This window comes from Actinomadura sp. ATCC 39365, assembly GCF_054392275.1.
Genome location: NZ_CP184335.1, coordinates 3679790 through 3699320 on the forward strand (window position 1 = coordinate 3679790; position 19531 = coordinate 3699320).

The 19531-nt window shown below is 73.6% G+C and carries 18 protein-coding genes; 6 read left to right on the top strand and 12 right to left on the bottom strand.

The features are described 5' to 3' along the window. The first annotated feature begins 1 nt into the window (after position 1). Together ACNF49_RS18360 and ACNF49_RS18365 are read left to right on the top strand one after the other, a co-directional pair. Entirely contained in the window at positions 2-1465 is a 1464-nt protein-coding gene (locus ACNF49_RS18360; protein ID WP_482944455.1) for a complex I subunit 4 family protein, read from the top strand. Then, positions 1462-2811 carry an NADH-quinone oxidoreductase subunit N gene (locus ACNF49_RS18365; RefSeq protein ID WP_482944456.1) on the top strand — a complete coding sequence of 450 codons (1350 nt, stop codon included), beginning with the start codon at positions 1462-1464 and terminating at the stop codon, positions 2809-2811. The genes ACNF49_RS18360 and ACNF49_RS18365 overlap by 4 nt, the downstream gene beginning before the upstream one ends. Positions 2812-2824: 13 nt before the next feature. On the opposite strand, the gene ACNF49_RS18370 is transcribed toward ACNF49_RS18365, so the two are convergent. Next, positions 2825-3484, bottom strand: coding sequence for a FadR/GntR family transcriptional regulator (locus tag ACNF49_RS18370; RefSeq protein WP_482944457.1), 660 nt, complete (start codon positions 3482-3484; stop codon positions 2825-2827). Between the two features lie 31 nt (positions 3485-3515). Continuing rightward, positions 3516-4505: an ADP-ribosylglycohydrolase family protein gene (locus ACNF49_RS18375; protein WP_482944458.1), complete on the bottom strand. Its 990-nt coding sequence runs from the start codon at positions 4503-4505 to the stop codon at positions 3516-3518. Between the two features lie 76 nt (positions 4506-4581). Between ACNF49_RS18375 and ACNF49_RS18380 the strand changes: the two genes are divergently transcribed. After that, entirely contained in the window at positions 4582-6504 is a 1923-nt protein-coding gene (locus ACNF49_RS18380) for a Xaa-Pro dipeptidyl-peptidase (RefSeq protein WP_482944459.1), read from the top strand. A 31-nt stretch (positions 6505-6535) separates the two neighbouring features. Here the strand turns inward: ACNF49_RS18380 and ACNF49_RS18385 are convergent, their stop codons facing one another. The 5 genes from ACNF49_RS18385 to ACNF49_RS18405 form a co-directional block, all read right to left on the bottom strand. Next, complete coding sequence (locus ACNF49_RS18385) at positions 6536-8386, bottom strand: RNA polymerase sigma factor (protein WP_482944460.1); 1851 nt, start codon at positions 8384-8386, stop codon at positions 6536-6538. 27 nt (positions 8387-8413) lie between these two features. Further along, positions 8414-9598, bottom strand: a complete 1185-nt coding sequence (locus tag ACNF49_RS18390; RefSeq protein WP_357991790.1) for an FAD-dependent oxidoreductase — start codon at positions 9596-9598, stop codon at positions 8414-8416. After that, on the bottom strand, positions 9595-10335 hold the full coding sequence (locus ACNF49_RS18395) for a maleate cis-trans isomerase family protein (RefSeq protein ID WP_357965368.1): 741 nt from the start codon (positions 10333-10335) through the stop codon (positions 9595-9597). Before ACNF49_RS18395 ends, ACNF49_RS18390 begins: the two co-directional genes overlap by 4 nt. 37 nt (positions 10336-10372) lie before the next feature. Further along, a complete protein-coding gene (locus ACNF49_RS18400; RefSeq protein WP_357965365.1) occupies positions 10373-10573 on the bottom strand; it encodes a hypothetical protein in 201 nt (66 codons plus the stop codon). 477 nt (positions 10574-11050) lie between these two features. Continuing rightward, on the bottom strand, positions 11051-11788 hold the full coding sequence (locus ACNF49_RS18405) for a hypothetical protein (RefSeq protein WP_482944461.1): 738 nt from the start codon (positions 11786-11788) through the stop codon (positions 11051-11053). Positions 11789-12010: 222 nt separating this feature from the next. On the opposite strand from ACNF49_RS18405, the gene ACNF49_RS18410 reads away from it, so the two are divergent. Both ACNF49_RS18410 and ACNF49_RS18415 read left to right on the top strand, forming a co-directional pair. After that, positions 12011-13267, top strand: a complete 1257-nt coding sequence (locus ACNF49_RS18410; RefSeq protein ID WP_357965360.1) for a helix-turn-helix domain-containing protein — start codon at positions 12011-12013, stop codon at positions 13265-13267. A gap of 204 nt (positions 13268-13471) precedes the next feature. Next, entirely contained in the window at positions 13472-14266 is a 795-nt protein-coding gene (locus ACNF49_RS18415; RefSeq protein WP_498703823.1) for an SAM-dependent methyltransferase, read from the top strand. Positions 14267-14285: 19 nt separating this feature from the next. On the opposite strand, the gene ACNF49_RS18420 is transcribed toward ACNF49_RS18415, so the two are convergent. Genes ACNF49_RS18420 through ACNF49_RS18440 form a run of 5 tightly spaced genes read right to left on the bottom strand, consistent with a single transcriptional unit; the run spans position 14286 to position 18741 of the window. After that, a complete protein-coding gene (locus tag ACNF49_RS18420; RefSeq protein WP_482944463.1) occupies positions 14286-15911 on the bottom strand; it encodes an MFS transporter in 1626 nt (541 codons plus the stop codon). Between the two features lie 25 nt (positions 15912-15936). Next, positions 15937-16356, bottom strand: coding sequence for a hypothetical protein (locus ACNF49_RS18425; RefSeq protein ID WP_482944464.1), 420 nt, complete (start codon positions 16354-16356; stop codon positions 15937-15939). Continuing rightward, a complete protein-coding gene (locus tag ACNF49_RS18430) occupies positions 16353-17870 on the bottom strand; it encodes a hypothetical protein (RefSeq protein ID WP_357965350.1) in 1518 nt (505 codons plus the stop codon). Before ACNF49_RS18430 ends, ACNF49_RS18425 begins: the two co-directional genes overlap by 4 nt. A gap of 53 nt (positions 17871-17923) precedes the next feature. Beyond that, positions 17924-18205 carry a DUF4253 domain-containing protein gene (locus ACNF49_RS18435; RefSeq protein ID WP_482944465.1) on the bottom strand — a complete coding sequence of 94 codons (282 nt, stop codon included), beginning with the start codon at positions 18203-18205 and terminating at the stop codon, positions 17924-17926. Then, positions 18109-18741, bottom strand: a complete 633-nt coding sequence (locus ACNF49_RS18440) for a hypothetical protein (protein WP_482944466.1) — start codon at positions 18739-18741, stop codon at positions 18109-18111. Before ACNF49_RS18440 ends, ACNF49_RS18435 begins: the two co-directional genes overlap by 97 nt. A 126-nt stretch (positions 18742-18867) precedes the next feature. Between ACNF49_RS18440 and ACNF49_RS18445 the strand changes: the two genes are divergently transcribed. Further along, entirely contained in the window at positions 18868-19452 is a 585-nt protein-coding gene (locus tag ACNF49_RS18445; protein WP_498702637.1) for an HAD family hydrolase, read from the top strand. Positions 19453-19531: the final 79 nt, after the last annotated feature.

A 19531-nucleotide genomic window follows, 5' to 3' on the forward strand; every position in this document is an offset into this window, starting at 1 on the left:
CGTGCTCGACGTCGTCGTGTTCCTGCCGCTGGCCGCCGCCGCCCTGTTCGTCCTGCCGGGCGTCACGGCGCGCGCGGCCGGCCTGATCTGGGTGGCCGCGTCCGCCGCCGACCTCGCCCTGGTCGTCGCCCTGTGGACCGGGTACGGCGGCGGCCTGGCGTACGAGACCAGGCTGCGCTGGATCCCGACGGCGGGGGCCGGCTACCACGTCGGCGTGGACGGTCTGTCGCTCCCGCTGATCGCCATGACCGCGGTGCTGTTCCTGCTCTGCGCCGTCCACTCGCTGGGCGAGCCCACCAGGCCCAAGGCGCACGCGGCGCTGTTCCTGTTCCTGCAGACCGTCTCCACCGGGCTGTTCGCGGCGCTCGACCTGCTGCTGTTCTTCGTCTTCTTCGACCTGTCCATCGTCGGCATGTACTTCGTGATCGTCGGCTGGGGGCACGGCGACCGGGCCAGGTCCGCGCTGACGTTCTTCCTCTACACCTTCCTGGGCTCGCTGGCGCTGCTGCTCGGCTTCATCGGCCTCTACCTGGCCGCCGACCCGCACACGTTCGACCTCGTCGACCTCACCCGGCGCCCGCCGGACGCGGGCGCGGCCGTGCTGCTCGCGATCGGGATCGGCCTGGGGGTCAAGACGCCGGTCGTGCCCGTGCACACCTGGCTGCCGCCCGCGCACACCGACGCCCCGGCCGCCGGGTCGGCCATCCTCGCCGGGGTGCTGCTCAAGATGGGCACGTACGGGCTGGCCCGCATCGCCGTGCCGCTGCTGCCCGGCCCGTGGCGCTCCTACGCCTGGCTGGTCATCGTGATCGGCCTGGTCAGCGTCCTGTACGGCGCCCTGGTGGCGCTCGCCCAGGAGAACCTCAAACGGCTCGTCGCCTACACCTCGGTCAACCACATGGGTTACGTCGTGCTCGCCCCGGGCGCCGCCGGGCTGGCCGGCGGTCCGGCGCGGGCCAAGGAGCTGGCGGTCAGCGGCGCGGTCACCCAGATGGTCAGCCACGGCCTGGTCACCGGCGCGCTGTTCCTGGTCACCGGCGTGCTGTGGGACCGCGCGGGCGGCTACGCCCTCGGCCGGTACGGCGGCATCGCGGGACGGGCGCCCGTGCTGGCCTGGCTCACGGCGGTGGCGGCGTTCGCCTCGCTCGGGCTGCCCGGACTGTCCGGGTTCATCGCCGAGTTCCAGATCTTCACCGGGGTGATCGGCTCGGGGGCCGTGCTCGCGGGCGCGCTCTCCGTGACCGGCATCCTGATCACCGCGGCGCTGTTCCTGCGGGCGCTGCAACGCGCGTTCCTCGGCGAGCCGGGCGAGCTGACGCCGCGGGTCACCGACGTGCGGCCGCGCGAGCTGGGCGCGATCGCGCCGCTGCTCGTCCTGTCCCTGCTCATCGGCCTGGCGCCGGGCCCGCTGCTCGACCTGATCGAGCCCGCCGCCCGCGCCGTCGTCGCCCTGGCGGGCCGATGAGCGCACCCCACGGCGGCGCGGCGGTGACCGCGATGCTGCCCGAGATCCTGATGTTGCTGGGCGCGGTGACGGCGCTGCTCGCGGGGCTGTTCGTGGCCCGCGGCCGGCAGCGCGTCGCCGCCTGGGTGTGCATGGCGGCGCTCGCCGGGGCCGCCATGGCGAGCGCCGGAGCCCTGCCGCGCCCCGCCGTCCTGGCCTTCGACGCCTACGCCGTCGATCTGCCGACCGCAGCCGCCCGGCTGACCGTCTGCCTGGCCACCCTGCTCGCCGTGTGGCTGGCGACCGGCCGGGTCAGGGGGGACGGCAGGGAGAGCGAGCTGTACACCCTGATGGTGCTGGCGGCGCTGGGGTCCGTCCTCATGGCGGGGGCGGACGACCTGCTCGTGCTGGTGGCGGCGTACCTGCTGGCGAGCGTCCCGGCGTACGCGCTGGCGGGCTTCGCCAAGGACGCGTCCGGCACGGAGGCGGCGCTCAAGTACTACCTGATGGGTGCCTTCCTCGGCGTGCTCATGCTGGCCGGGGCCACCGTCGTGTACGGCTGGTCCGGCGCCACCGCCTACCCCGCCGCGCGGGCCCCGGCCGTGGGCGCGGTGCTGCTGCTGGCCGGGCCGCTGTTCAAGGCCGGGGCGGCGCCCGCGCACTTCTGGGTGCCCGACGTCACCGAGGGCACGTCGGCGCCGGTGGCCGCGTTCGTGACCACGGTGCCCAAGATCGGGGCGCTGGTGGCGCTGTACCGGCTGGCGACGACGGTGCTGGACGAGCCCGCGCTGCTCGCGGTGCTGGCCGCCGGCACGATGACGCTGGGCAACCTGGCCGCCTTCCAGCAGGAGAACGTACGGCGGTTGCTGGCGTACTCGACGGTCAGCCAGGCCGGTTACCTGCTGGTCCCGGTCGCGGTGGCCGGACGCACCGCCCTGGCCGCGCCCGCCCTGCTGTTCTACCTGGCCGCCTACGCGGTCACGAACCTGGGCGCGTTCGCCGTCGTGGTCGCCATCGGGGCCGAGCGGCCGGCCGACTACGCGGGGCTCGGCCGGCGGTCGCCCTGGACGGCGTTCGCGCTGGTGGTGTGCCTGCTCGGCCTGGTCGGGACACCGCCGACCGCCGTCTTCGCCGGGAAGCTGCTGATGTTCGCGGCCGCCTGGGACGGCGGGTACGCCTGGCTCGCGGTGGTCGCCGCCGCCAACACCGTCGCGAGCCTGTTCTACTACCTGCGCTGGATCCGCCCGGTCTTCGCCGCGGAGGGCCCGGTGCACCCCACCGGATCGAGCCGGGTCGCGCAGGTGTGCGCCGCCGCCTCGATCCTGCTCGGCCCGGCCGCCGGGCTCGCGGTGCTGATCGCCCGCTGACCCGGCGCGCGGGTCACAGGTCGCGTTCCTGGGCGTCGAGGATGGCGACCGAGACCTCGACCGCCCTGGCCGCGTCGCCCGCCTCGATCGCCGCCAGCAGGTCGTCGTGCGACGGGTCGGGCGCCAGCGCGGCCTGCTCCTTGTCCCTGACGCTGTCGCGCAGCGCGTCGCGCATGCTGCGGTAGAGGTCGGCCAGCAGCGGGTTGTGCGCGGCGTCGGCCACCAGCAGGTGGAAGTCGGCGTCGGCGTCGGCGAACCCGTCGAGGTCGCCCGCGCTCGCGGCCGACCCGCGGCGGGCCAGCGCCTCGCGCATCGCGGCCACGTCGTCGCCGGTGCGCTTGACCGCCGCCAGCCGGGCGGCGACCAGGTCGAGCCCGCGGCGCACGTCGATGATGTCCATCGCGGCGGCCCGGTCGAGCCGCCGGCGCAGCGCCACCTGCGACTCGTCGGTGGCGGTCACGTACGTGCCGTCGCCCTGCCTGGTCTGCAGCAGCCCGGCGTGGGCCAGCACCCGCACCGCCTCGCGCACCGACAACCGGCTCATGCCGAGGCTCTCGGCGAGCCGGCTCTCGGACGGGATCTTCGTCCCGACCGGCCACACCCCACTGGTGATCTCCCTGCGGAGCTCCTCGATGGCGGAGTCAACGAGCGAGGTCCGCGCGACGTTTCGCATGCGATCTCTTCCGTCCCGGTGAGCCTCCAGCCTAGAGGAGCGCGGCGGCCAGGCGCTCGATCGTCTCGCGGCCCTCCAGCGGTCCCACCCAGGCGGGCGGCAGCGCGTCCGCGCCGCGCAGCGCGCCCACCAGGTTGCCGCAGACCGAGCCGGTCGAGTCGCTGTCGCCCGAGTGGTTGACCGACAGCAGCAGCGCCCGCTCGGGCGAGGGCTCGGCCAGGGCGCAGTAGACGCCGATGGCCAGCGCCTCCTCGGCCACCCACGCGCCGCCCAGCGTCTCGACCCGCTCGGGGGAGTGCGGGCCGGACGATGCCAGGTCGAGCGCCGCGCGCAGGGCGCCGGACGTCTCCTCGTGCCCGGGATGAGCGGCGAGCAGATCGAGGGCGTGGCGGACGGCGGCCTCCAGCGGCTCGCCGGCCATCACGCGGGCGACGATCGCGGCGAACGCGCCCGCGGCCAGGTAGCCGGTCGGATGGCCGTGGGTGATCTGCGCGCAGACCGCCGCCAGCTCGAACGCGGCGCCCGCGTCGTACGGCGCGACGAGGCCGAACGGCGCCGACCGCATGACGGTGCCGCAGCCCTTGGAGCCGGGGTTCACCGGGCCGGGCGCGCCGGACGGCGACGGGCCGGGGAAGGGTTGCCGCAGCCCGGACAGGCAGGCGTTGCCCGGCGCCCGCCGGGAGTACAGCCAGCCCTCCTCGCGCAGCGTGCCGGTCCGGTGCGGACGGTCGGCGGGCGGCGGGGCCTGGTGCTCCTGGGTGTCGAGCCAGCGCAGGTACGCCTGCCGCACCTCGCCGACCGTGCGGTCGCGGGTCAGCGCCTCGACGGTGAAGAGGGTCATCTGGGTGTCGTCGGTGACGAGCCCGCTCCTGCCCCGCCGGGTGGTGACGTAGTCGGTGATGCCGTCCTGGCCGTGCTGCCGGCGGATCTCCCGCAGCGACTCGAACTCGATGGGCGCCCCCAGGGCGTCGCCGATCGCGCCGCCGAGCAGGCAGCCCCGGATCCGATCCTGTACCTCCATGGGTGGGATCTTGTCAGCTTTCTGGGCGGGTGAGAGATTGCGGGGGAAATTACGACACTTGTCACGGAGGTCACGCGTGCCACAATTACGCCCGGCCCTCTTCGCGGTCGCCCTCACCTTGGCGATCGCGACCCCGGCACAAGCCGCTGCCGGACCCACGATCACCGTCCAGAACGGCCGGACGCAGCCGGTCTTCTCCTACGCCGACGCCGTCCGCGAGCACGTGTACGTCGAGTCCACCGTGGACAGCGACCTCGACGGCGCGCTCGACAGGGTCAGGGTGGACATCATCCGTCCCAAGGAGTCCGGTCCGGGCCTGAAGGTGCCTGTGATCATCGACGAGAGTCCGTACTACGACAACTCCGGGCGCGGGAACGAGGGGGAGCGCAAGGCGTACGACGCCTCCGGAAATGTCACGAAATTCCCCCTGTTCTACGACAACTACTTCGTCCCGCGTGGCTACGCCGTGCTCAACGTGGACATGCTCGGCACCACCAGGTCCGACGGCTGCCCCGACATGGGCGGCAAGGCCGACGTGCTGGGCGGCAAGGCGGTCATCGACTGGCTGAACGGCCGCGCCAAGGCGGTCAGGGCCGACGGCACCCCCGCCGTGGCCGACTGGACCACCGGCAACGCCGCCATGATCGGCAAGTCCTACGACGGCACGCTGGCCAACGCCGTGGCCGCCACCGGCGTCGAGGGCCTGAAGACGATCGTCCCCATCTCGGCCATCAGCTCCTGGTACAAGTACCAGCGCTCGAACGGCGTGGTCTACAACTACGACTACGCCTCCTGGCTGACCAACTACGTCGACACCGACCCCGAGGCCAAGTGTCAGGCCGTCCGCGACCGCATGGACGCCGAGGACGGCGACGACACCGGCGACTACAACGCCTTCTGGAACGAACGCGACTACCTCAAGGGCCTGCTCGGCGACGCCTCGAAGGTCAAGGCCAGCGTCTTCGTCGTGCACACGGTCAACGACCTCAACGTCCGGCCGGACAACTTCTCCGCCTGGTGGCGGGCCCCGGCCCAGCGGAACGTGCCGCGCAAGATCTGGGTCGGCCAGTACCAGCACGTGGACCCGTTCGACTTCGAGGGCCGCAGGGACCTGTGGGTGGACACCCTGCACCGCTGGTTCGACTACTGGCTGCACGGCGTCCGCAACGGGATCACGAACGAGCCCCGCGCCGACGTGCAGCTCGGCCCGGCGCAGTGGACCACCCAGCGTGACTGGCCGGCCCCGTACGCGCTCAAGGCCGTGCTGCGGCCCGCCGCCGACGGCTCGCTCGGCCTGCTCAAGGCCCGCGGCGACAGCACCGCCACCTTCACCGACCTCGCGCTGAGCGAGACCGAGATGGTGGCCGACGTCGGCACGGCCAAGCCGGGCCGCGCCGCCTTCACCACCGGCGCGCTCCCGCTCGACCTGCGCCTGTCCGGCACCCCCACCGCCGACCTGCGGGTCAAGCTCGACAAGCCCACCGCCAACCTGACCGCCCTGCTCGTCGACTTCGGCGAGGACACCCGCGTCGACTGGCGGCGCGGCCAGGGCGTCACCACGCTCACCGAGGAGGACTGCCACGGCGAGAGCACCGCGGCCGACGACGCCTGCTACAAGAAGGTCAGCACGAACGTGGCCACCCGGCCGCTGGAGATCGTCGCCCGCGGCTGGATCGACGTCCAGAACCGCGACTCGCTCAGCCAGGCCCAGCCGCTGCCCGTCGGCACGTACGGGACGGTCAGGTGGCTGACGCTGCCGCAGGACTACACCTTCAGGAAGGGGCACCGGATCGGCCTGGTGCTGGCCGGGACCGACACCACCTACACCAGTGAGGAGGGCACCGGCGCGACCGTCACCGTCGATCTGACCAGGAGCAGCGTGGCCGTGCCGCTCGTGCTCGGGACGCCGCTGGCCGACGTGCCCAAGGACAGCGCGACGTTCAGGGGGCCGCGACAGCTCGACCTGCCCGAGCCCGAGCCCGGGTTCCGGTTCTTCTAGCCGCGCGTGGGGCCCCGGCCGGTCCGGGGCCTCATCGGCAGTTGCTCCAGTGGACGCCGCGTGCGGCGTCGAGCCGCCGCACGCCCTTGTCCCTGGCCACCGTCCAGCCCACCTTCAGGGTGAGCGTGCCGCCGGCGGTCGCCGTGCCGCCGGTGCGCAGGCCGTCGCCGGTGGCGCGGCCCGCCCAGACGATGGTGATCCGGCCGCGCCGCACGTCGGGCTCTCCCGGGCAGCCGGGCCGCGAACGCGGGTCCAGGACGCGGAACGTCGTGCCGTCGACGACGATGCCGCGCGTGCCGGTGGCCGAGACGACCCGGCACGTCCCGGTGCACGCCAGCGAGAACGCCCCGGCCCGCCCGGACCCCAACCACGATGACCGGGGCGACACCCGGGCCGTGGGCGCCGCCGGTCTCGGCAGGCCGGCCTTCCGGTCCAGGGACGACAGGCCGGACCCGGCGGCCGGGCCGATCGCGGCCGTCCAGCGAGTGGGCGTCTCGGCCGGGACGCCCTGCTGCGCCGCGGCCCTGGTGACCACCGCGGGATGCGCGCGGGCGTTGAGCACGGCCCACACCAGGCCCACCACCAGCAGCCCGACGCCCAGCAGCAGGCCCAGCCTGGCCACCGTGCGGATCGGGGCCTCGAGCTCCTGCTCGGCCTCCCGATCGGGCTCCTCCGGCTGCTCCCGCCAGAACTCCTGCCACGGCGCCTCGCCGTCGAACCGGTCGAGGCCGCCCGGCTCGCCGTTCCAGCCGATGCCGCCGTACCGGATGATCATCGCGCCGGGCGGGGCGGCGGCGCCGTCGCCACCGGCCTCACCGCCGCCGATCGGCGCGCTCAACGGGCCGGTCACCGGGCTGCCGACCGGGCCGTTGACCGGGCCGTTGACCACGGTGCCGCTGAGGCCGCCTTCGGCGCGGCTGCCGTAGACGAGCTTGTCGCCCGTCGAGCCGCCGCGGAAGGGCCGGACGCGGCTCGTCGGCGTGAACGGGTGCCGCCCGCGTGCCGCCCGCCCCGGGGGCTCCTGGTCGGCGGCGGCCGCGCCCGCCGCCGACCAGGGGTTTCCCGGTGTCGCCGTCGTGGGGTCGGCGACCGGGGGCATCGGCGTTGCCTCCACGCCCGGCGGGGCCGCGAGGGGCTCCACCAGGGTGCGTGCCAGCACGGGGAAGCCGTCCGCCCGCCAGAGGGGTCCCTCTCCGGGCAGCGGCTGCGCCGAGGCGAGCCGGTTGGGCAGTGTGCCGGGCAGCTCCGCGATCGGCAGCCGGCGCAGCAGCGTGGCGGCCGACATGGTGCGGGGCGCGGCCCGGCAGGCGGCGCAGCCCTGGATGTGACGGCTGATCCGGGCGCGGGCCCGGCGGCCCGGCGAGGTGACCCAGGCCGCCACCCGCGTGGTCAGATCAGGACATCCAGTACGGCCGCGCGCGGCGATGATCGCGGCGAACCAGCCCTCCAGCCCGTCGGCCGCCCGCGTCACCACGCCGCTGACCTCGTCCCGGTTCAGGCCGAAGACGGTGGCCAGCTCGGCGTCGGACAGGCCGTGGCGCAGGGACAGGTCGAGCAGCTCGCGCAGCGGGCGGTCGAGGGAGAGCAGCGCCTCGGGCAGCAGCTCCGACATCCGCCCCGGACGCGACCAGGAGCCGATGCTGGCCGGCTTGGCCACGATCGCGCGGTGGGCGCGGGCCAGGGCGTAGAGCCAGGGCGTGTGCAGGGCGGGGTCGGGCAGCCGGTCCGCGTAGAGGTGGGCGGACACCAGCGCGCCGGCGACCGCCTGCTCGGCGTCGCCCGCGGCCAGCTCGGTGCGGCAGTAGTCGTAGAGGCGGGAGCCGTGCGTGTCGCACAGCTCGCGGATGGCCTGGCGCGCTTCGTCCGAGAGCGTTCGCCACATGCGGTGTCGCACCTCCTCAGCGGTGTCTCAGACGGGCCGGGCCCCACCGGCGGAGCCGGGAACGGTGTCGAGCAGCGAGGCCTGCGCGAGATAGGCCCGCGTGGCCTCCGGGTCGCCGGCGATGGCGCGCAGCCCGGCCATCGCCGCGGCCAGCCGGGCGCTGTCGCGCTCGCGCACGCCGGCCGGCCGCGTCTCGCCGCGCGGGATCACCCGCTGCAGCAGCACGGCCCGCCGCCGCCACGCCCACGCCTCCAGCGCGGTGGGCGGCGCGAAACCGCCGAGCACGGCCGCGATCACCTGGCCGACCTCGACGGCGTCGTGGATGCCGGCGTTCATGTTGAGGCCGCCGACCGTGGAGGTCAGGTGGGCGGCGTCGCCGACGAACAGCACCCGCCCGCAGCGGTAGGAGGTCAGCACGCCCCTGGACAGCCCGAACCGGTCGGCCCCGGTCACGTGGATGGGCCCGCTCGCCCCCGGCAGGGCGCGGCGGACCAGCATCGAGACGTTGGGCGAGGACAGCGGCTCGGTGGCGTCGCAGGGGATCCTGAAGATGATCCGCCAGTGGTCGGGCAGCGCGAGCAGCGTGCACGACTGCTGCACGTCGCGGACGTAGGTGAGCGGCGCCAGGCTCGGCAGCAGCCGGTCGAGCGGCGAGTCGGTGAACACCCGCAGCGCCTGCGTCGGGTAGGCCGACCGGGGAAAGGGCAGCCCCAGCGAACCGCGCACGGTGCTGTGGCCGCCGTCGGCGGCGATCATGTACCGGGCCCGCGTCCAGGTGTGGCCGACGCGGACCCGGATGCCGGTGCCGCCCTCGGAGACCCCGTCGACGCGGGTGCCGAAGCGCACGTCGACGTCGGGATAGGCGTTCAGGGCCGCGAGCAGCAGCGGGGTGAGCGCGGCCTGGTCGGCGTGGATCCTGAACGGGTGCTTGGTCAGGCCGTTGAGCCGGTTCATGCCCATCTCGGCCAGCACGATCCCCGACCGGTCGCGCCACTGCACCCGGTCGACCACGCGGCCCTTGGCGACGAGTTGCGAGGCCACGCCCAGCTCGTCGAGCAGGTCGAGCGTGGCCGGATGGAAGGTGCAGGCCCGCGCCTGCACGGCGAGCTCGTTCTCCCGCTCCAGCACGGTGACCGGGACCCCGGACCTGGCCAGCGAGAGCGCCGCGGTCAGCCCCGCCGGGCCGGCCCCGACGACGATGACGCCGTTCATGCGGGGCGCCTCCCCTGCTCCGCCATGTGGCGGCGGTAGGGCACGCGGCTGAGCGTGACGTGCTCGCCGATGGCCCGCGACAGGGCCCACCAGGCGGCGCAGAGGTTGGACGTGAGCAGCGTGCGGTCGTTGCCGGCGCTGAGCGGCCCGAGCACGGGCAGCGTGGCCATGCCGGTGCCGGTGAACAGCAGCACCGCGTCGCCGGGCACCTCGGCCCGCTCGACCTGCGTGATCAGCTCGGCCGGGGTGACCGCGTAGGAGGAGTAGCCGCCCTTGGCGGCCCGCACCTGCACGACCTGCGTGACGTTGAGCCCCGCCGTCTTCCAGAAGCGCTCGGCCAGCTCGGTCAGCCACGGCTGGTACGGCGAGACCAGCACGATGTCGCTCACGCCGACGTGTTCCACCGCCTCCCTGGTGGCCTGCGTGGAGGAGGCGAACGGCACGCCGGTCGAGGCCGACAGCCGCGCGCACTGGTCGGCGTCGTCGTCGGGGCCCAGCAGGTAGCGGGACTCGCTGCAGGCCATGACCAGGGCGTCGAGCGGCAGGCCGTCGAACGCGCAGACCATGCCGGGCAGGGCCTCGTTGTAGCTCTCCAGCCGTTCGGCGAGCGACACGCCCCGGTGCACGGGGAAACGCGTGACGTGCATGTCGGCGCGCGAGCCGAGCAGGCGGGTCAGCTCGGGCTCCGCCGAGGGATTGGCGGGGGCGACGATCACGCCCACCCTGCCGCGGCTCATCTCACACCTTCCGGGTCGGGGACCGTCCGCATGACGGTCAGGCCAGCGCCTGGTCGATCTCGCCGATCGCCTGCACGGACACCTGCCGGATCCGGCGCAGCCGGTGGACGGTGCGCGCCGGGGCCTCGGCCCGCGACGGCTCGTCCCGGCCCTCGCCCCTCGGCTCCGCGGGCAGGGGCCGCGCGCCCCTGGCGTGCACCTCGTGCGGCTGCCGCCTGGACACCTCGTCGGTGAGCATGATCACTCCTGTCGGTCGCGGATCTGGGTGACGCGGGCCGGGCGCGGCCCGCTGACGTCATGGCCACCGGCACGGGGGCCCGCGCGGGCGCCGGCCCCCTGAGGGGGCGGTCGATCAGAGCCGTGGCGCCCGTCACGCCGATCGTCCCGCCCGGCGTGGCCGCCGTGCCGGTGGCGCCGGCCGGGGAGCCGGGCGGGCCCGCCTCCCCGGTCGGGGAGGCCGCCGCCCGATCACGGGCGCACGGCCACGAGGAAAGCCGGCCCCAGGCACTACCCCTTGGTTTGGCCGGCACGCCAGCCGCTACCGCGCCGGCCGACAGCACCGTGCCGACTTTGTCGGGCACGTGACGCACGGTGCCGGAGGGATGGGGTAGCGCCGGAGCCGGCCGTATGAGGGCCGCCGGCACCGCCGCGCGCGGCGCGGGCGGTGCGGGCGGGCCGGTGGGCGGCGAGGCCCGGCGGGGAAGGGGGAGCGGCGTCATCGCGCCGTCTCCGGGTCGAGCGCGGCCGGCGTGCAGGCCATGTTGGGCACGCTGACGCAGACCATGCGCTCGGTCAGCCCCGCGCGCGGCCCGGAGGCACGCGAGCGGACGGGCGGCGCCGTGCCGGCCACCGTGCGCGCGACCCTGGCGGCCAGCGCGAGGTGTTCGGCGCAGCGCCGGCTCACCTTCGACTCCAGCCCGGCCACCTGGGCCAGCCTGAGCCTGATCGGTTCCAGTGACGACCTGCGTTCGAGCCCGTCGAGGTCGGCCAGCCGGGTGGGCCAGCGCAGCGCGTCGCGGCAGCGCTCGACCACCGCGGCGGGCAGGTCGGCGGCGGGCACCCCTTCGTGCCGCAGCCGGGTGGCGATCATGACGGCCGCGAACGACGTGCGGTCGAAGTGGGCCAGCCGGCCGGACAGGGCCGCGCCCAGCATCCTGGCGCGGTGGCCCAGGCAGGCCGCGCTCCAGCCGAGCAGCAGCAGCCGGTCGGGTCCTGGCTCGGTGTGCCAGCCGGCCAGCCGCAGCTCGCGGGCCATGCGGTGGTGCAGGCGCCAGCGGTGACGCGGGCTGTCCAGCCAGATCTCGACCCCGCCCAGAGGCAGCTCGGCGACCTGGACGTCGCGGCTCGTCAGCGGGCCGGCGACCCGCGCGCAGATGCGCCGGACCACCTGCTGCTGCCCCCGGGAGACCGGATCCTCCAGGAAGCGCGAGCCGTCGAGGGAGTCCATGGTCACGTCCGGCCACCTCCTTGCCGGAGACTCTCGCGAATCGTCCGGGCTGTTAAGCCACAGTTACCACGCGCTCCGATACTGTGCTGGAAAGAGGGGCTATGTCAACTCACACTTTGCGAATAAGTTGATACCTACCCGCCGGGCAGAGCTGGCCCGCGTGGCAGGGGACAGTGGGGGTCTCGTACCTTAGGCTGGAAAAAGTTCACGGGCGGTAGGAGGTGCGCCGTGGCGAACTTCGCCGAACGGCTCGATCTCGCGCTGACCAAGCGCGGCTTCACGGGCGCCCAGGTCGCCTCCGCCCTCACCGAGGCGGGCATACCCATCACGCGCGCCTACGTCAGCCAGCTGCGCACCGGCAAGCAGACCAACCCCACGCTCCAGGTGCTCCGGGCGCTGGCCGCCTGCCTCCAGGTGAGCGTGGGCTGGCTGGTGGGCGACGAGCACTACGAGTCCGGCGCGGTCGAGGACCTGCAACTGCGGGCGGCCGCGATCGGCCTGTCCGCCTCCGGGTTGTCGGAGGGGTCGCTGGCCGTCCTGCGCGGCGTGGTCGAGCTGGCACGCCGGGCCGAGGGGCTGCCGGGCGAGCCGGAGCCGGTCGCCGAGATCCCCGACGCCGCCACGCCGCTCAACGACTCCCAGCGCCGCGCGCTCGGCAAACGACTGCACGGCCTGCGCATGGGCGTGCGGCTCTCGGTCGAGCAGGTCGAGGGCGCGCTCGGCAAGGGCGCCGCCGCGATCCCGGCGATCGAGGAGGGCCGCCTCGCGCCCACGCCGATCACGGTCGAGCGCCTGCTCGGCCTCTACGGCGTCACCGCCCCGCCCGTCCGCGAGTACGTGCTCTCGCTGGCCAGGGGCGAGCGCGAGGCCGCCTGGTACGACGCCCAGTCGGTGCCCGTCTGGCTGGCCACGGCGTACGCGCTGGAGCAGCGGGCGACGGTGATCCGCACGTACCACCCCCAGTTCGTCCCGCCGATGTTGCAGACCGAGGACTACGCGCGGGCCGCGATCACCGTGGCCGGGCCGGCCACGCTCGGCCAGTCGTCGGTGGAGGAGGCCCTGGCGCTGGTCATGGCCCGCCAGGAGGCGCTGGCCGCGGCCGGTGACACGGTGTTGTGGGCGGTGATCGACGAGGCCGTGCTGCTGCGCTCGATCGTCGGCCCGCACGCCCAGCTCCGCCAGCTCGACCTGCTGCTCGACCACGCCAAGCGGCCCAACGTCTCGCTGCACGTCGTACCGATCGACGACCCCGCGTACGTGCCCCGCACCGGCCCGTTCACGCTGTGGCGCTTCGCCGAGGCGTTCGAGCCCGACGTCGCCTGCGCCCACGGCGTCGAGGCCGACGAGCTGATCACCGACGTCGCCGCGGTCGAGACCTACCACCAGGCGTTCACGAAGTTGTCGGTGACGACCACCACCCGCGAGGAGACGTACGAGGTGCTGGAGCTCCACCGCGAACGCCTCTCGCGCTCGACAGGAAAATGATCTCCGGCCGGCGGCCATTCAGGTAAGGCATATTTCCGCAGAATTAATGCTTTTCCTGTTGTCTTCCGGCGCGTAGCGAGGATCATATGGTCTGGGTCATCGAGTGGGGTCCGAAAGGACCGGCTTTTCCCGAGATAGTGGGCGAGGGGAAAGGGGCAACACTCAATGCGTCAGCGTGCCATCCGAAACTTGGCGAAGCTGGAGATGACCCGAGCCATGACAACCCGGGTGCTCGACGCGGCCGCGGGCGGGAAGAACAACTTCTCGGCCGACCGCGATCTGGTACGCCGATATGACCAGGCCGCGTCCGTGACGACCACCGCCGCGCGGGCCGTGCTGCAGTTCCTGGTGCGCGTGGTCCGTCATCTGGCGGCCGAAGGCGTGGACCAGTTCGTCATCGTGGGAAGTGGCGTGCCCAGCGGCCTGCCCGCGGGCGGGCGGTTGCACGACGTGGCCTCGGGCGGCCCCGGCGGTGTGCCCGCCCGGGTGGTCTACGTGGAGAACGACCCGATGGTGCTGGCCGGCGCGCGGGCCACCATCGAGCCGGGCACCGATCTGGTCCGCGTGGTCGAGGGCGACGTGCGCGAGATCGACGCGATCCTCGACGACCGGGTGGTGCGCGCCTTCCTCGACTGGGACCGGCCCGTGGCCGTGCTGCTGGTGTCCACCCACAGCCTGGCCGACGACGAGTACGTGCACCATGTGATCGAGCGGGTCCGGCGGGCGGCGTCCGACGGCAGCTACCTGTCGCTGCTGCAGACCACTTTCGACGGCGTGCCGGGCGAGCTGCTGCCGGCGGTCCGGGACCTGCTGGCGATGACGCTGCCCGGCCACGCGATCCGCGGCAGGCAGGAGGTGGCGGCGCTGCTCGACGGTCTGGTGCTGGTCGATCCCGGGCTGGTGTGGGTCCCGGAGTGGCGGCCCGACGGCCACGGCGCCGCCTGCTCCGGCCGGCCGAGCTCGTCGGGCACGTACGGCGCCGTGGCGCGCGTCCCCTGAACGCCCGGCGCCCCGCGCGTCAGGCCCCTGTCGAGGCGGCGGCGGGCGTGGCCGGCTCACCGGCCGCGCCCTTGGCCGGCTCGACCCCGAACACCAGCACCGCCACCACCGCCAGGATGAGCGGGACCGCCCCGAGCAGCGCGGTCGTGCCGATCGACGGAGCCGCCGCCCCGGCCACCAGCACGGCGGTCACGGCCACGCCGCCGGCCTTGCCCATGCCCGCCGACAACCCTGAGCCGCGCGAGCGCACCCGCGTCGGGTAGATCTCCGAGCTGTAGGCGGCCAGCACCGCGGCGATCGTCGCCGTCCCCACGATCGGCCCGGCCAGCAGCAGGTACAGCCACGTACGGTCGTGCGCCAGCGTCTCGCCGGAGAAGGCCAGCACCGCCAGGGCCACGCCGACCAGCGCCGACAGCGTGACGATCGTCTTCTTCGCGCTCCACAGGCCGTACATGGCGGCCGAGATGAAGATCAGCGGCAGGCCCAGCAGCGTCGAGTCGCGCAGCGCCCGGTCGGCCGTCTGCTGGTCGAGGCCCAGCTTCTGCAGATTGGACGGGATCCACAGCTGGAAGCCGTAGGTGACCAGGCCGATGCTCAGCCCGAGCACCACGACGGCCACCGTCAGCCCGGTGAACGGACGGCGGAACAGCCGCGAGTAGCCGCCCGCGTGCTCGTCCTCCACGCGCTCGACCCCGGCGGTGGCCTCCTCGGCGGTGGTGGCCTCCTGGGTGGTGGCGGCCGCGCCGTACCTGGCCAGGACCGCGCGGGCCTCGGCGTCGCGGCCGTGCGCGAGCAGGAAACGCGGCGACTCGGGGATGAAGCGGTTGAGCAGGATGAGGAACACGCCGGTCGGCAGCCCCACCAGCCACAGCACCCGCCAGGAGAACGTCGGCGCCAGCGACGCCGACAACCAGCTCGCCGCCAGGTAGGCGACCGCCAGGTTGCCGCCGATGAGCACCATCACCCAGCCCTTGTGCCGCGGCGGGATCGTCTCGGCCAGCAGCGAGAACGTGATCGGCAACATGCCGCCCGCGCCCAGCCCCATGGCCACGCACATGGCCAGGTTCCACTCGAAGTCCGGCATGACGCCGCAGATCGCGGTGCCGATGAACAGCACCCCGGCGAACAGGATCGACGGCTTGCGCCCGATCTTGTCGCCCATCCAGCCCCACAGCAGCGAGCCGAGCACCGTCCCGGTGAGCCCGGCCAGCGGCAGCAGCGCCACGGGCAGCTCGCCGGCCGGGTTGAGCGCGGACTTCAGCCCGTACTCCTTGGCCATGCCGGGGGCGACGAAACCGAGCGTGATCGGCTTCATGGCGTCGATGATCACCGCGACCGACATGACCACGATCAGCCCGATGTGCGCCGGCCGCATGCGCGCGTCGTCCAGCGCGCGGACCCGGACCTCGGCGGCCGGCCTGGCCGTCAGCGCGCCGGGCGGGATCAGCCCGTACGCGGTGACCGCCAGCCCCGTCACGATCAGCCCCATGCCGATCGTCATCGGCAGGTCCATCGGCATGCCCGCCAGGCGGTAGTGCATGTCCGCGCCGTGCAGGTACATCGGCAGATGCAGCACGACCCCGGCCACCGTGGCCAGGAAACCGAGCCAGAAGTACAGCGGTCGAGCCGGCTCGACGCCCCCCATTGCCCCTCCGTGAGCAGATCCGTGATCAGAGCAGGCGGCCGCCGCGCAGCCGCCATTCGACGAACAACACCCGCATCGGCCCGTTCACGAACAACCACTGGCCGAGCCAGACGAAGGCGAACATCACCGCGAACGCCCACGCCCTGACCGGGCCGGCGACACCGGGGACGAGCCCGCCGTCCAGCAGCACCCACATCAGCAGCCCCTCGGGCACGGCCGTGACCAGCCCGAACAACGTCGGCCAGTCCTTGTCCCAGCGGAACTGCATGAGCAGGTGGTACAGCAGCTCCCACCCGACGCCCGCGACGGCGACGGCCAGCAGCACGAGGAAGGCGTCACGGAAGGACATCGGCAGCACCAGGGTGATCAGCGCGGTCAGCGCCGCCCCCACGGTGGCCAGCGTGAACAGCCGGGTCTGCAGCCGCCCGGCCAGTGTCGGGATCAAGCGAGCCTCCTGTTTCCCGCCCACCGCAGCCACTGGGCCGTGGACCTCACCGGCCCGAGCCCCTTGCAGAACCCGCGCCTGGTCAGGTCGGCGGCGATGTCGAGCGCGGCGGTCTGCATGCCGAGGAAGCTGTCCACGGCCAGGAAGTGGTTGCCGGCCGTGGCGGCGCCGGAGGCGTACAGGACGCCGCCCTCACTCTCGGCGCCGAGCACCTCGAAGTTCGGGCCGACGCTCAGCCGGCCGGCCTTGTTGGGCCGGGCGCCGCCGTGCCGCAGCAGGTCGTCGAGGACGCGGTGCTCCGGCATGTCGGCCTCCAGGCCGGTGCAGTCGATGATGAAGTCGGAGACGTACTGCATGGCGGCGGCGTTCACGCTGCGGGTGTGGGTGACCAGGCGGCCGTCGGGGGCCCGCTCGATGCGGTCGACGACGGCCTGCGTGGGGTGGTACCAGTTGCCCTGCCGGCCCCTGCGCATCTGCTCCTGCCAGCGGGCCAGCTTCGGGGTGGTGGTGCCGGCCAGCGACTTGGAGATCAGGGCGCGCTGCTCGGGCGTGGCCTTCCTGAACCGGGCCTTGAGCTGGCCGCCGAAGGCCGACTTGGGCATCGTGAACGCCTGGTAGGCCCAGCCGTCGCCGCCCTTGCGCCGCATGAACACGCTCGGGCCGTGCGGGCCGGCCACGTACGTGCGGAACAGGTGGACGATCTGGGTGTGCAGGCCGTACCGCTCGCGGTCGTCCATCAGGCGCTGGAGCACCCGCGAGGCCACGATCCCGGCGCCGCGCACGACCACCACCCCCGGGCGCTTGCGCAACTGGTCGTAGACGTGCTCGTGCGGCTCGTAGGCGTTGACCACCCGGTAACGCTCGCCCTGCGCCTGCCGGAACTCCTGGAGGTCGTCGAGGAACTTCAGCCCCGGGTAGCCGACGGCCAGGTGCACGTACTGGGAGCGCAGCACCACCCGCTTGGTCGGCGAGGTGCCCGGCGGCGGCGTCAGCACGGTGAAGTACCCGCCGCCCAGCCGCTTCCTGACCATGCGCACCTGGCCCTTGGCCAGCATGTGCCAGTAGCCGATGCGGTCGGCCTCGCGCCGCACGGTCTGCGTGACCAGCCCGGCGCGCGGGCTGTAGAAGTCGGTGAACAGCGGCTCGGCGAGCACCTGGAGGATCGGCTTGAGCGAGCCGTCCTGCCAGGCCTCCTGCACCGCGTAGGAGGGGAAGCCCCAGATGTTGTCGGGGCGCGCCCCCGCGTCGGACCGGATGCGCTCGTGCGCGGGCAGCTGCGAGACGCGGGTCAGGTACTCCCACGTCTGCCAGGGGGTGTCACTGGTCGAGAGCACCCGCATGGCCGGGATCGGCACCCCTCTGATGCGCAGCACGTCGACCAGCGTGAACGAGCCGAGCCCGCCGCCCACCGACACCAGCGGCACGTCGTGGACGGGGATGCCGGCCGACTGCACCAGCCGGTCCGTCCAGGACGAGGAATGCAGTAGCTCCGGAGTCAGGTCTCCCCGTGACATGCTGTGACCGAGCCCTCCCTGTCGCGGTTAAAAGTAGCGTAAAAGCCGGGGATTCAGTCCCACCAGAACGACCAGGCGTGTCGCCCGATGATCTGGTCGGCGTACCCCTGGAGGTCGCCCGGCCCCTGCACCACGTTGTCCGGGCAGAACGCCCAGTGCTCGGCGGCGACGTGGAGGGCGTGCTCGGGGTCGGCAGGCGGCGCGGCCACGCTCAGGTCGAGCGTGTTGAACCCGACGCTCACCACGCGGACCCCGAACCGGTCCTCCCAGCTGCGCACCACGGCCGCCATCGGCACCATCCACTCGTTGTGGTGCAGCGCCCCCTGCCAGCCCATGACCGCCAGCGCGTCGGCCCCCGGCCGGCCGCCACCAGCCCGAGCGGCATGCCTCTGGGCGCCAGCTCGCGGGCCAGCCAGTCGGCCACGTCGCCGGGGTCGGCGCGGGGCACCCCCGGCGGCGCCAGCCCCGGGCAGAGCGCCCCGTACGGCTCTAACTCCGCCAGCGCGTCGCGCGGCATCTGCGACACCCACTCCTGCCACACCTCGGTCATGAACCCCTCGGCGGTGAAGTGGCCGATCAGCATCGGGTCGTCGGGCACGATCTGCCCGATCGCCCAGGGCTGGGCCGACTCGTCGAGCAGCACCGGCCACAGGCCGCTGTGCGCATGCCAGACCCGCATGAACGACCAGTCCTCGCCGGCGGCGTGCTCGTCGCTCATCCAGAACGCCGGCCGGGCCGGCACGACCTGCCGGGTGTAGGCGGGGTCGGGCCAGACCACGTCGCCCGCGGGCAGGCCCGGGGGCAGTCTGCGCCCCCTGCCGCCGTCGGCGAACAGCTGGCACAACTCAGGTGGCAGCTGGTGATCGTCCATGCCCTACCGTTCCGATACCGAATCCCGTCTCGGAGATGGTAGTGCCGCCGGTCGCCCTGGGGCTTTGGTGGCACGCGAAACCTTCTCGGACCAGCGGATGCGGTACTTCACGGCACAATGATGGCTGTGCTCCCCTTTGATGCGGTTCTCACCGATCTTGATGGCGTGCTCCGCCTCTTCGACCACACCGTCCAGGCCGAGATCGAGGCCCGGTACGCCCTGCCGCTCACGGCCACGGCCTTCGCCCCCGAGGTGATCGAGCCGGCCATCCTGGGCCGGATGACCGAGCGCGAATGGCTGGACGCGGTCGCGGTCGCCCTCGGCGGCGACGAGCGGGCCCGCCAGGCGGTGGCCGAGTTCGGGGCGGTGCCGTTCCGGGTGGACGAGGAGGTCAGGGAGCTGCTGGCCAAGGCGCAGCAGCACGTGCCGGTGGTCATCGTGACCAACGCCATGGACACCGTGGAGGAGCACCTCGACCGGCTGGGGCTCACCTACTTCGCCGACGACCTGGTCAGCAGCGCCAGGGTCGGCGTGATCAAGCCCGATCCGCGCATCTACGAGATCGCCGCCGAACGCGCCGGGGCCGACCCCGCGCGCTGCCTGTTCGTCGACGACCGGCTGCCGAACGTGGAGGCCGCCAGGGCGCTCGGCATGACGGGCGTCCACTACCGCACCGTCGCCGACCTGGCGGCCGTCCTCGGCCGGCTCTGAGGCCGGACATGCGCCGGCCCCGCCCGCGGGAGAGCGGGCGGGGCCGGCGGACGGGTCAGACATCCCTGGACGTTTGTTG